Annotated in this window: 7 protein-coding genes; 6 read left to right on the forward strand and 1 reads right to left on the reverse strand. The window is 71.4% G+C overall.

Features of this window, described 5'->3' with window-relative positions; translation table 11 throughout:
• Positions 1-113 precede the first annotated feature (113 nt).
• The 6 genes from fxsT (ACFVQG_RS33700) (at position 114) to fxsT (ACFVQG_RS33725) (ending at position 11,385) form a co-directional block, all read left to right on the forward strand.
• Complete coding sequence (fxsT, locus tag ACFVQG_RS33700; RefSeq protein WP_383390953.1) at positions 114-3,170, forward strand: FxSxx-COOH system tetratricopeptide repeat protein; 3,057 nt, start codon at positions 114-116, stop codon at positions 3,168-3,170.
• A 102-nt stretch (positions 3,171-3,272) separates the two neighbouring features.
• Positions 3,273-3,677, forward strand: a complete 405-nt coding sequence (locus ACFVQG_RS33705) for a CU044_2847 family protein (RefSeq protein WP_383390955.1) — start codon at positions 3,273-3,275, stop codon at positions 3,675-3,677.
• A gap of 44 nt (positions 3,678-3,721) precedes the next feature.
• Positions 3,722-4,618 carry an AAA family ATPase gene (locus tag ACFVQG_RS33710; protein ID WP_383390957.1) on the forward strand — a complete coding sequence of 299 codons (897 nt, stop codon included), beginning with the start codon at positions 3,722-3,724 and terminating at the stop codon, positions 4,616-4,618.
• 9 nt (positions 4,619-4,627) lie between these two features.
• Entirely contained in the window at positions 4,628-6,538 is a 1,911-nt protein-coding gene (locus ACFVQG_RS33715; protein WP_383390960.1) for a magnesium chelatase, read from the forward strand.
• The gene (locus ACFVQG_RS33720) at positions 6,528-7,853 is read left to right on the forward strand and encodes a CHAT domain-containing protein (RefSeq protein WP_383390962.1); all 1,326 of its coding nucleotides are present in this window, start codon (positions 6,528-6,530) and stop codon (positions 7,851-7,853) included. The genes ACFVQG_RS33715 and ACFVQG_RS33720 overlap by 11 nt, the downstream gene beginning before the upstream one ends.
• Before the next feature lie 535 nt (positions 7,854-8,388).
• On the forward strand, positions 8,389-11,385 hold the full coding sequence (gene fxsT / locus ACFVQG_RS33725; protein ID WP_383391337.1) for an FxSxx-COOH system tetratricopeptide repeat protein: 2,997 nt from the start codon (positions 8,389-8,391) through the stop codon (positions 11,383-11,385).
• A 74-nt stretch (positions 11,386-11,459) separates the two neighbouring features.
• Here fxsT (ACFVQG_RS33725) and ACFVQG_RS33730 read toward each other — a convergent pair whose 3' ends face one another.
• Positions 11,460-12,629 (reverse strand): citrate synthase, encoded by a 1,170-nt coding sequence (locus ACFVQG_RS33730; RefSeq protein WP_383390964.1) that lies wholly within the window; start codon positions 12,627-12,629, stop codon positions 11,460-11,462.
• Positions 12,630-12,736: the final 107 nt, after the last annotated feature.

Consider the following 12,736-nt stretch of genomic DNA (forward strand, 5'->3'; position numbering starts at 1 on the left):
GCGCTGGCGGAAAGAAACGCGGACTGCGGGCGCGGACAGGAATCCTGTACAAGCCTCCCGGTGCGCCGCGTCCGGGTTCTACAATCGCGTACTGCGTACGGGGAGGCTGCTGCATGTCTGGAGCTCGCGCGTCGGCGGGACCGGCCGGGAAGCGGGCCGCGAAACAGACCATCACCATCAGTTTCGCAGGGTTCAACAGGGCCTGGGCCGCCTGGATCGGAGACCGTCTGGAACGACGGGGCCACCGCGTGGTGTACCTGCGATGGGACGCCCCGGCGGACACGCCCCTCGTGGACCTCCTGCGGGACCTGAAGCTCGCCGAGGGCCGGGTCCTCATCGTCGTGAGCGAGTGGTACTTCCAACTGGGCCCCCGCACCTACGAGGAGTGGAACACCGCCTTGCGCGAGGTGGTCGCGCCCGACCCGTCGTGTTTCGCCGCGGTCTCGGTCACCTCGGCCACCTCGGTCTCCCTGCCCACGGCCACCGCCGCCCTCGTCGCGGTCGAGCTGACCAACATGGGCGCCGACGAGGCGGAGCGACGTCTGCTGGACAGACTCGACCTTCCCACCGCCCCGCTGCCGCGCTCCGCCGAGAACGAGCGGCGCGGTCCCCGGTTCCCGGCCGACCCGCCCGAGGTGTGGGGCGGGGTACCCCGTCGCAACACCCGGTTCACCGGACGCGAGTCGTTCCTCAACGACGCCTACCACCGCCTCGAGAGCGCCGAGCCGGGTGCGGGCGTGCTCACCCTGTACGGCATGCCCGGCGTGGGCAAGACCCAGCTCGCGGCGGAGTACGTGTACCGGTTCGGCTCCGAGTACGACGTGGTGTGGTGGGTGAACGCGGAGAAACGGGTGACCTACCGCCGCAACCTCGCCGAACTCGCCCCGAAACTGGGGCTGTCCACCCGGCCGGACTACGGCGAACGGCTGCGCGCGGTGCGGGACTCGCTGCGCCGCGGCGATCGGTACGCACGCTGGCTGCTGATCCTGGACGGAGCGGACGAGCCGGACCAGATCTCGGACCTGGTGCCGACCGGTCCGGGCCATGTGCTGATCACCTCCCGCAACCAGGAGTGGGGTGAGTACAACAGCAGGATGCTGGAGGTACCGGTCTACGAGCGGGAGGAGTCGGTGGCGTTCATCCGCCGCCGCGCGCCCCGGCTGACGGAGGCTGACGCCCACCAACTGGCCGATGCTCTGGAGGACCTGCCCCTGCTGCTCGACCAGACGGCGGGCTGGCTCAACGACTCCGACCTCACGGTCGGCGCGTACATCGAACTCCTCGAAGGCGGCATCGACCAGAACGTCGTCAAGGTCTCCGCGGACTTTCCGCTGGCGTTCCAGACCGCCTGGTCCATACTGCTCAACAAACTGCGCGACACGGTCCCGGAGTCCGTCGACCTCCTGCGTCTGTGCACGTTCTTCGCGCCCGGTCTCATCCCTGTGCACCTCCTCAGGGAGATGCCGCTGGACGAACTGTCGAGGGACATTCCCGAGCAGGTGGCCGGGCTGCTCAACGACCCGTTGCGATGGAACCGGGCGGTCAACCAACTGCGCCAGTACTCCGTGATCCGTGACGAGTCCCACGATACGGTCGGCGACGACGCGGAATCCTCCGGCGAGTCCTTCTACCTGCACCGCATGGTGCACCAGATCGTCCAGAACGACATGCCGGACCAGGACCGCCGTGAATTCGCCGACGTGGTCCGCCGTGCCCTGGCGGGCGCCGCCCCACGCCGACCGACCGACCCCGCCCAGTGGCCGGCCTTCGCCGAGATCGTTCCTCACCTGAAGTACGCGGAGGTCCTGGACAGTCAGGACCCGGCGGTTCACCGTCTGGTCTTCAACTGCCTGCGCTACATGTACCTCTCGGGTGAGTACGAGGCAGGGATCACCCTCGGCGAGCGTGCCATGAAGGCGTGGCGGGACTGGTACGGCGACACCCATCCACGGATCTGGGAGCTGACGCACCACTACACCAACCTGACGCGCGCGGTCGGTGACTACGTCCGTACGGAAGCCCTTGACCGGGCCGCGGTCGATCACCTGCGGGAGGAGCGCGGTCCCCTCGATCTCGATCACCTGCGCGCGGCCAGCGGCCTGGGCGCGGACCTGCGGGGCCTCGCACGCTATGACGAGGCACTCCTCGTCTCCCTGTGGACCCTGGCCGCCTACCGGGACGTTCTCGGAGACAGGGACGCGCGCACCCTCAACGCGCAGAACAACGTGGCCGCTTCGCTGCGGTTGCTCGGCCGCTACGAGAAGGCCCTGGACTACAACTGGCGGACGATGGAGGCGCGTGACGCTCTGCTGACAGCGGCGGGGGGACGCGGACGTCATCCTTGGACGCTCTTCTCGGAGATCCAGTGCGCGACCGACCTGCGCCTCATGGGCCGCTATCCGGACGCGTTGTCCCTCCAGACCAAGAACGTGCGCGAGCTGCGTGCCGTCATGGGGCCCGACGCGCCGTACACGCTCCTCGCCGAGCACAACCTGGCCCTGTGCCTGTATCGCAGCGGAGAACGGGGCCAGGCCGGGCCGCTGCTGGCCAGCGTAGTGGAGCGCGCCGAACGGGTACTCGGCGAGACGGAGCCGTGGACGTTGATCTTCACCACCAGCCTGGGTTTCCTCACCCGTGCTCACGGTGACATGGACAGGGCGCGTGCACTCAGCGAGTCCGTCGTCGCCCGCTACGAGATGGCGCACACCGACGGTCACCCCTGCCACCCCTTGATCGCCGGGTCCCGGGCCAACCACGCGTTGATCCTGCGCGGGGTCGGCGAACGGGAGCAGGCCCACGCCCTCTTGGAGCAGGCCGTGGCCGACATGACCAGTGCCGTGGGTGAGCACCATCCGTGGACGCTCGGCTGCGCCGTCGACGCCTCGGCCCTGCGCAACCTTCTCGGCCAGCTGGAGGCAGCCGTAGAACTCAGCCGGAACACCGTCGCGGGGGCCACCGAGGCACTTGGGCGAACCCATCCCCTGACCCTGTCGGCCCGTGTGGCCCTGGCGGCGGACCTCAGGGATGCGGGGGACCGGCGGCAGGCGGAGAAAGTCGAGGAGGAGGCGCTGTCCGACCTGGCCGCGACACTGGGTGAGCAACATGTGCACACGGTGTCCGCCCGCTCGCGGGTTCGGCCCTTCTGGGACTTCGAGCCGCAGATCGCGTGACGACCCGCATGAGCCCTTGCGCATAAGGCGCAGTCCGCCAGGGAAGGACCCCTCTCCGCAACCTGCCGTACAGACAGGAAAATTCCGAATAAGGGGGAGCGTGTGGTGATCTTAGTGGGGCCCGTCCCGACGGGAGCGGATGGCCCCATACCCATCGAAGTCGAGACGGAGCCTCACCCGGCCACGGCCCTCGAGGGCCTGGACCTGATCTACGACGACGAGGAGATCAGGGACGGCGCGGCGCGGCGCGTCGTCCAGGTCGCTCGCGACGCCTACACCGACGGGCTGGACCTGGCCCGCCGGTGCGCCGTGCAGGCGGTGCGGAGGTTCGGGGAACTCGGGCACGACACACGGCCGGACGAGATCGAGATGCAGCTGTCCATCAAGGTCGACGCGGGGATGGCGGCGCTGGTCAAGAGCGGGGCCGAGGCGCAGTTGCAGATCACCTTCCGCTGGCACACGTCCGGCGCGCCGTCAGGAAGAGGCGAGGAGGGATCCGCCTCGTGATGCGCGCAACGGGGGCTGTGCACATCCTTCCCTACAGCCGTGTCGTGGAACAGGACGACCTGAAGCTGGCGTTGGAACTCAACCACGTCGCCCCCCGGATCGGGGGCGTCCTGATGGCCGGGGCACGCGGGACCGCCAAGTCCACCCTGGTGCGGGCCTTCACCCTCATGGCCCACGCGGAACTCCCCGTCACCCTCCCCATCAACGCCACGGACGACCGGGTCATCGGCGGCTGGGAGCTGGACGCGCTGCTGCGCGGGGAGGCGCTGCCCCAGCCCGGGCTGCTGGAGGAGGCGGACGCGAAGGGGCTGCTCTACATCGACGAGGTCAACCTCCTGGACGACCACCTCGTCAACATCATCCTGGACGTCGTCTCGACGGGCGTGCTGTCCGTGCAGCGGGAAGGACTCGCCACCGCCAAGCATCTGTCCTTCGGCCTGGTGGGCACCATGAATCCCGAAGAGGGCGGCCTGCGGCCGCAGTTGCTGGACCGCTTCGGTCTCATGGCGACCGCCGTGCCGCTGGGCATCGACGCCCGCCGTCGCATGATCCGCACCGTGCTGGACTTCGAGGAGGAGGTGGGCCGACCGGAGTCGGCCTGGCTGGCCGAGGCGGAGCGGGACGACCAGGCCGTCCGGGACCGTCTGGACGCCGCCCGGGACAGGATCGCCCGGACCCGGGTCCCGGAGGGTGTCGTCCGGTTGTGCGCCGAGGCCGCCGAGCGGGTCGACGCCGTTGGGCAGCGGGGTGAGATCGTGGCCACGCTGGCGGCCCGCGCACTCGCGGCCCTCGACGGCGAGGACGAGGTGCGGCCCGGCCATCTGCTGCGGGTGCTGCCGATGGCCCTCGGCCATCGCAGGCCGGAGACCGCCCACGGAGGGACCTTCGAATGGGGGCCGGACGACCTGGCTCGCATCAAGGACCTCTTCGAAACCGCCTGAGCCGCCGTCATGCCGACCGAGGCGCCGACCGACGCCGACACCCCCGATGACGCCGTACCCGGCGGACCCGACGGTCTCGCACTGCGGCTGGCCCGCGTGCTGGTCTGCGCCGCCGTCGACCCCGCGCTCTGCGGCGTCCTGCTTTTCGACCTGGAGCCACGCCTGATCGACCCCGTGGCGCGACTCTTCGCCGGAGTACTGGCGGGAACGGCACAGCCCGCCCGCGCCCCGTTCATGCTCGGGGCCACCACCCGTGACGAGGACCTGTGGTCGCGTCCCGTCCTCACCCAGGAACCGGACGGCATCTCCTTCCGGCTGGAGCCCGGCCCGCTCATCGGCGCGGACGCCCGCTCGGGACCACCGCCCCTGGTGGTGGTCCCGGACCTGCCGCGGCTCAGCGTCGCGGGGATGCGCGCGGCCGTCCAACTCCTCGGTGCCGACGTGGCCGTGGTCGAGCACACCGGGCTGCGCCACGAGGCCCGGCCACGGGCGCGCTGGCTGGCCGTGTGCCGGTCCGCGGACGCCGGACGGCTCAGCGCCCATCTCACCGACCGGTTCGCCCTGCGGCTGCCCGTCGCCGGTCTGCGGCTGCCGACGGCGCACGACCTCCTGGGGTCGCTGCCGCCCGGCTGGCTCGCCACCGCCGCCAGGGCCGCCGGGGACGAGGACGTCGCCACGGCCGTGGTCACCGACGAGGCAGTCACCCGTGTGGGGGAACTCCTCGACGCGGAGACGAGCGTACGCCGGGCACTCGCGCTGGCCAGGCTCGCGCGCACCCTGGCCGTGCTGGACGGAGCCGGAGCCGCCACCGCCCGGCACAGCGAAGAGGCCGCCCGGCTGATCGGCCTCACCGTCGGGGACCCGCCGTCACCCTCGGCGCCCGAAGCCGCCCCCGCGAGTGCCGGGCTTTCCACGCCGTCCCCGGCACCGCGTGAGACCACACGGGAGCAGCGCAAGAGGGACCACCACCAGCAGCAGAGCCCCGAGTCGGTCGACGCGCTCCTGGAGACCGAGCCCGCCGAGGGAGTGGGCCGTGCTCCCGGGGGTGCCCCGGCCGTGCTCGCCACGCCGTATCCCGAGGACGAGGCGGACGGGCTGCGTGACTTCGCGCCCCTGCGCAGTCCCTGGCAGCGGACGGCGGGCCCCGTCTCGGGGCGAGGTGTCGCCGTCGGAGCGCGCCGCAGCAGGGATCTGTCCGATCTCGCCTTCGTACGCACGGTGCGGGAAGCCGCGATGTACCAGCGCCGCCGCCGCGCCGAACGGTTCACGGTCGTGCCCGCCGATCTGCACAGCTACGTCCGGGCCAGCGCGCCCGAACGCATGCTCGCGCTGCTCCTGGACCACACCTGCCGGGGCGACTGGGACTGGCAGGACGCCCTGCGGCCGTTCCTGCAGTGGGCGTACACGGGCAGGGCGGCCGTGCAGCTGGTCGAGGTGGGCAGCGCCGAGTCGGCGGACGAACTCAGGGCCCAGTCCCTCGCCGTCCGCAGTGTCCTGGACCCCCGTGTCCTTGCCGCGCTGTACCGGCCGCCCGGTCGTGCCACCCCGCTCGCGCACGGTATCGAGCAGGCGGCACAGGCGCTGCGCCGGGCCTTCCGCCAGCACGGGAACGGGCTGGAAGAGGCGTGGCTGGTCGTCGTCACCGATGGCCGGGGGAACGTCCCGTTGCGAGCCAGCCACACCGGCCGACTGCGTGGTCCGGTCGGAGCGGAAGGAGTGGAGGACGCCTACCGTGCGGCAGGCCGCATCAGCGCCATGGACCGGACGAGGCTGCACGTCGCGGTCGTCGACGCGGCCCGCGAACCCTACGGTGATCTGCCGTTCGCCCTGGCTGGCGCGCTGGGCGGCACCGTGATCGAGGGACGCACGGCGCCGCAGCCGGTGACCGGGACGGGGAAGGGAGCGGTGAGTGAGCGGTGAGCCGCAGCGCGGGGCCCGCTGGCTGTCGGGGGCCGGTTCCATGGTTCGGCGGGCGGCCCTGCCCGCCCTGAGGACGGCGAACCGCCGCGATCCGGCCGAGGTCGTGCCCCTGCGCCGCCCGCACGAGCCGCCCTCCGGTACCGGCAGCGGTGCCGCCTCCCCTTACGCGAGGCTGGAGAACGGCCTCGCCGTGCTGCGCGTCGTCCGCGCCGTCGGGAAGGAGGGCGAGAAGGCGTACCGGCTGGACGGCTGGTGCGGCGATCTCACCGTCACCTGCGTGCCCGGACCCACCCGCCTCGTGGCCCCCGCGGTCAGCCTCTCGAACGTCAGACGGGAGGGCGAGTACCCGTCCGAGACCCTGCGTGCCATCCAGTGGTGGTCCGACAACCAGGCTGAACTCGGACGCTGGATCAACCTGATCCGCGCCCGGCACGGCAGGGAACTGAGCCTGCTCGTGTGGGACGACACCGGGTACGAACTCCCCTGGGAACTGTTCTGGGTCCCGGGCGACGCCCGCCACGGCCTGGACGGCGGCCCCCTGGGTGCCCTGCTCGTCATGGCCCGGTGGCTGAACGTGGGCCTCGCGGACTACGACCTGCCGCGCCGGACGGCGGACTGCCACGGTCGTGTCCTGGGCTACCTCCACAAGGACATGGCGGACGACCGCCATGTCTTCACCGCTTACGAGTCCCAGCTCCACCAGGAGATGACCCCGTTCCTGCGAGCGCTCGACACCCCGTCCGAGCGCCGGACCGGTCTCGTCTACCTGGGCTGCCACGGTACGTACGGCACCACCGTCTCGCGCCTGTCGCTCGGCGACCGCACCTGGGCGGAGTTCAACGGGGAGGACATGCGGGTGCTGCGCACGGACGGGGCCTTGGTCTGTCTGAACGCCTGTCACTCCGGGCGCTTCGTCGACAACCGGGCCCAGGGGGAGCACGCCCTGCGCGGCTTCGCCGAACTGTTCCTGCGCAAGGGCGCGGGCGGCTGCGTCGCCACCGCGGGCGGCGTCGGGGATCCGGAGTCCCGCGTCCTCGTGCGGCGGCTCGTCCATGAAATGGCGGCCCACCCCAGGCACTCCGTCCCGGAGACCCTGAGGTTCTTCCGTGCCAGTGCCGTACGGGAGTTCGGTTCGCTGGCGGCCATCCCCACGGTCCGCAATGATGACGGTCAGATCGACCAGGTGGGCCAGAAACGGGTTCTGCGGCTTCTGTACGCCTTCATGTTCCACTACTACGGACACCCGGAGACCGTGCTGCACCTCGTCACGGACGGCGGTCCCCGCACCGGGAAGGGAGCGGGCGGTGAGCGGTGACGAGTCCCTCCCGGACCACTCCCTCGTGATCGAGCCCGTGGTGGCATGGCCTCGGCACGCGGAGACCGAGTGCGACTACCTGGTCACCGTCGACCTGCACGGTCCTCTCCCCGCCCAGGACGGCACGCCCGCCCCCTGGCCCTACCCGGAAGAGGAATTCACCTTCAACGTCGTCCTCGACGGCGCGCCGTTCTTCGTCTGCACCGCGCTCGACGAGCCGAGCGTCGTCCTGCACCGCTTCGGCGGTACGTACGGAGCGGCCCGGTTTCGGCTGTCCACCGGCCGGGAGACGGGCACGGCTTCGGTCTGGCTGACCGTCAGCAACCAGTGGGGGGTTCCCGTCCGCAAGGTGGAACTTCGTTCGGAGATCCATGAACGGGACGCCGGGCAGGCTCCGGCGGCGAGGCCGGCGTCAGTGGCGCGAGAACGCGCGTCCACGGGGCACCGGCCGCCGCTCCCCGGTGTGGCGGAACCCCGCGGAAGGCGTACGGGACCATGGCAGCCGGAGCCGGGACCGGTGCCCCGGGGCGCGCCCCTGGGAGACGGGCCCGACGACCGGACACCGGAGCCCCGGACCCGGTCCGGACGGCAGACCGTCACCATCAGCTTCGCGGGATTCAACGGAGCCTGGGCGACCTGGATCGGAAGCCGACTGGAGCGGGAGGGCCATCGGGTCGCGTACCAGCGGTGGAACCCGTCGCTCGGCATCAGGATCGACGACGCCCTGCACGACCTCCTGCTCGCACCCGGGCAGGTCCTGCTGGTCATCAGCGACTCCTACCTCCAACTGGGGCCGCGCGACCACGAGGAGTGGGACCTCGCGGTCCGCGAGGTGGTCCTTCCCCATGAGGACCGGTTCGCCGCCGTGTGCGTCACCTCCTCCGCCCTGCCCGGCGCCCTGGCGGGGTTCTCGGCGCCGGACCTCACAGCGGTGGGGGCCGAGGAGGCACAGCGGCTGCTTCTGGCCCGCCTCGGTCTGGCGGGCGGCGGGCCCGAGGGGCCGGACGACGCCGCGGACCGGCTACCCGGTCCGCGCTTCCCGGGCGACGTCCCCCAGGTGTGGCGTGGCGTGCCGCGGCAGAACACCCGGTTCACGGGCCGGGAGCAACTGCTCAGCGACGCCTACGGGCAGATGCTGCGTACCAGCATGGTCACCCTGTACGGCATGCCGGGCGTCGGCAAGACCCAACTGGCCGCCGAGTACGCGCACCGGTTCGCCTCCGAGTACGACGTGGTCTGGTGGGTCAACGCCGACAGACGGTCCACCTTCCGGCAGAGCCTGGCCGAACTGGCCCCCCGGCTGGGACTGTCCACGGGGGCCGAGTACGGCGAGCGGCTGCGCGCGGTGCGGGGCGCGCTGAGCAAGGGCAAGCCGTTCGCCCGCTGGCTGCTGGTCCTGGACGGCGCCGACGAACCCGATCAGGTGGCGGACCTGGTGCCGTCGGGGTCGGGGCACGTTCTGATCACCTCCCGCAATCCCGCGTGGGGCGAACACAACAGCGTGCTTCTGGAGGTTCCGGTCTACAACCGGGACGAGTCGGTGGCGTTCGTCCTGAGCCGCGCCCCGCGGTTGACGGAGGGAGAGGCCGGGCAACTCGCGGAGGCGCTGGGGGACCTGCCCCTCCTGCTGGACCAGACGGCGGGCTGGCTGAGCGACTCCGACCTCACGATCGAGGAGTACCTGGAACGCCTCAACACGGGCCTGACGGCGGATTCCGTCACGGTGTCCGCCGACTTCCCGCTCACCTTCCGCACGGCCTGGTCGATCCTGCTGGCCAAGCTCCGCGAGAGCTTCCCCGAGTCCGTGGACCTGTTGCGGCTGTGCACCTTCTTCGCCCCCGGCACCGTGCCCGTCCACCTCCTCAGGACCGTGACCGTGGACGGGGTTCCCCCGCACATCGCCGGACTGCTGACGGACCCCATGACGTGGAACGGGGCGATCGAGCACCTGCGCCAGTACTCGGTGGTGCGTCAGGAGTACGACCGCGACGACCCCGACAGGGTGTACCTGTACGTGCACCGCATGGTGCACCAGAACGTACGCGGCGAGATGAGCGCCGAGGACCGGCGGACGTTCGCGGCCGTGGCCCGCCGGGCACTCGCCGAAGCCGATCCCCGTCGGCCCGCCGAGACGGATCTGTGGCCGGTCTACGCCGAGATCGTCCCGCATCTGGAGCACGCGGACAGCCTGGACGGCGAGGACCCGATCGGCCATGAGCTGGTCCTGAACTGCCTGCGCTACCTCTACCTGTCCGGAGAGCACGGCACCGGGGCACGCCTGGCCGAACAGACGCGGTCCGCCTGGCAGGACTGTGCCGCGGTGCCCCGGGAAACGCTGCGGACACTCGATCACCACTACGCCAACCTGCTGCGGGCGCGCGGCGAGTACCGGCGCAGCGAGGCCGTGAGCCGCGCGGCAGTCGAGGGATACCGTCCGGCGGCGGGCACCGTTGCCGGGCGGAAGTTCCTGCGCGCCCTCGGCAGTCTCGCCGCGGATCTGCGGGCCCTCGGCCGCTACGACGAGGCGCTGGACCTCTCCGAACAGGTCGCCCGCGGCTACGAACGCCTCGGCGACGCGGATCCGCAGCAACTGCTCTCCGCACGGAACAACGTGGCCGTCTCCCTGCGGCTGCTCGGCCGCTACCGGGAGGCCCTGGACATCGACCGGCAGACGTCGGACGACCGGAAGCGACTCCTGGGCCCGGACGACGTGTGGACCCTCTTCTCGGGCATCTACTGGGCCACCGACCTGCGGCTGCTCGGCTGTTACCGGGAAGCCGCGGCCCTCCAGGAACGCAATGCCCGGGATCACGTCCGGCACATCGGAGCCGACCATCCGCAGACCCTGCGCGCGGAGCACAACCTGGCGCTGTGCCGCTACCGCAACGGCGACAGGGACGAGGCGGGGGTGCTCTTCGCCCGAGCGCTGGAACGCTGCGAGCGTGTTCTGGGGGAGACGGATCCCCTGACCCTGGTGCTCGCCGTCGGCAACAGCTGCTTCGCCCGCGCGTACGGCGACATCGACCAGGCGCGCGAGACCGGCGAGTCCGTCGGCAGACACTACGAACGGCTGCTCGGACCCGAGCACCCCTACACCGCCGGTGCCCGCGCCAACCACGCCCTCATCCTGCGGGACGTCGGCGAGTGGCAGCAGGCGCAGGTACTCGCCGAGGAGGCCCTGGCGACGATGACGCGCGGGCTGGGGGGCGGACATCCCTGGACCCTGGGCTGCGCCGTCAACGCCTCGGGACTGCGCAGCCTCGTCGGAGACGTCGACTCGGCTCTCTCCCTCAGCGGGGAGACCTTCTCCCGTGCCCGTGAGGCGTTGGGGCCCACCCATCCGCTGACACTCTCGGCCCAGGTCGCGATGGCGGCTGACCTGCGTTCGACCGGTGAGGACGACGAGGCGGACCGGGTGGAGGAGAGCGCTCTGAGCGGTCTGTCGCGGACGCTGGGCCCGGAGCACTTCCACACGGTCTCGGCCCGCTCCCGCAGCCGCCCTTCCTGGGACTTCGAACCGCAGACCACCTGACCGAGAGCCGGGTTCCCAGCAGCGCTTCCCGCATCCCCGCGCGCGGGCGTCGCCGTTGACGTACGTGTACTGCCTCAGGCGGCGACGGCGGGTACCGCCACGGGGGCGTGCGGTCCGACGTACCGTGCCGCCGGGCGGATGATCTTCGAATCCTCCGCCTGCTCCAGGATGTTGGCGCTCCAGCCGACGACTCGCCCCGCCGCGAAGGTGGGGGTGAACATCTCCCGGGGCAGGCCGCACAGTTCCATGACCACGCCCGCGTAGAACTCGACATTCGTATGGAGTTCGCGCCCGGGTTTCAGTTCGGCGAGGATCGCCTCCACGCGCTGCTCGACCTCCATGGCGAACTCGACCAGCGGGCCGCCGATGTGCTGGGCGATGTCGCGCAGCATGCGGGAGCGGGGGTCCTCGGTGCGGTAGACGGGGTGGCCGAAGCCCATGATGCGCTCTCCGGCGAGCACATGGCCGCGGATCCACGCGTCGATGCGGTCGCGGCTGCCGATCGCGTCCAGCGTGTCCAGCGCGCGGCTGGGGGCGCCGCCGTGCAGTGGGCCGGACAGGGCTCCCACCGCGCCGACCAGGGCGGCTGCGACGTCCGCGCCCGTGGAGGCGATCACTCGCGCGGTGAAGGTGGAGGCGTTGAAGCCGTGGTCGACGGTGGAGATCAGGTACCGCTCGATCGCCCTGGCCCGCCGCGCGTCCGGCTCCACACCGGTCAGCATGTAGAGGTAGTTCGCCGCGTACGACAGGTCCTCGCGCGGCTCGACCGGCTCCAGGCCCCGCCCCAGCCGGTACAGGGCCGTCAGCAGGGTGGGCACGGCTGCCGCGGCCGCCACCGTGTCCGCGCGGCGCTGCTCGGCGTCGATGTCGTACACCGGCCGGAACCCCCGCACCGCTCCGAGCAACGACAGCGCACCGCGCAGACCGGCCATCGGGCCGGACGGGCCGCTGGCCGCGGCGACGGCGGGCAGCGCGGCGCGAACCTCGTCGGGCAGTCGGCGCAGCCGAGCCGTGTGGACGGCGAACGCGGCCCGCTCCGCGGCGTCGGGCAGCTCGCCGTGGACCATCAGGTGCCACACGTCCTCGAAGCTGCGGGTCCGCGCGAGGTCGACGGCGGAGTACTGGCGGTAGTGGTAGAAGCCCTCCAGCCCTCTGACGTCGCCCAGGGCGGTCTCGGTGACGACGACGCCCGCGAGGCCCCGCGGTACATGGACAGGGGTGGATGCGGCGTGATGGGTGGGCATGCTTTTCCTCCTTCAACTTGATTCGACTGTCCATGATTGACTCCGACGGTGTCAATATTGATTGAATCAATGTACGGCGGACCCGGTGTCCACCCGGCATGGCAACG

Origin of the sequence: Streptomyces sp. NPDC057877 (genome assembly GCF_042796855.1) — a bacterium.
Classification (GTDB): domain Bacteria; phylum Actinomycetota; class Actinomycetes; order Streptomycetales; family Streptomycetaceae; genus Streptomyces.